Consider the following 674-nt stretch of genomic DNA (forward strand, 5'->3'; position numbering starts at 1 on the left):
AACTTGAAGTCGGCGGCGATCAGGCCTGCGCCTTTGCCCGGCTGGGTGACGTCGCCGTTCGCTGCGGTTTCGTTCCAGGTGTTGCCGAACTCGGTGCCTTTACCGGTGTGCGCGATGATCGGTGCGTCGTTCTCGGCCGTCAGGCGGATGGTCGAGGTGGTGGTCGCGATGTTGTTGCCGGTGCTGCCGTCATCAATCGTGATGTTGATGATGCGGTTATCGACTACGTTCGGGTTATGCGAAGTGCTGTCGAAAGTGATCGACTGAATCGCGGTTTGGTACTGCGCTGCAGTGCCGCCTTCGAAGGTGATGGTCTTGCCGGTGACATTGCCAGCACTGTCTTTGACGTCAGTGATGGTGTATTTCACGCCCGCAGCATCACCCACGGCGAGGAAGTCGCCCTCGTGGAAGTTGGTCAGAGTGACGGTCGCCGATTTCAACGTAGTGCTGTCGGCATCGCTCAGCGTGAAGTCTGCAGCGATTTTGCCTGGGCCTTTGCCCGGCTGCGTGACGTCGCCGCCCGCTGCGGTTTCATTCCAGGTGTTGCCGAACTCTTTGCCGTCGCCATTGTGGCCGATGACCGGAGCGTCGTTGGTCGCGGTCAGGCGAATCGTCGAGGTGGTGGTCGCGATGTTGTTGATCGCGCCGCCGTCATCGATGGTGATTGCGATGTT

1 protein-coding gene is annotated in these 674 nt (G+C 59.9%); it reads right to left on the reverse strand.

The genetic code is table 11. The features are described 5' to 3' along the window. Positions 1 to 674, reverse strand: a 674-nt coding sequence (locus ACWKV9_RS27675; protein WP_483839294.1) for a hypothetical protein, incomplete at both ends; no start/stop codon positions are given.

This window comes from Pseudomonas corni (genome assembly GCF_057128765.1).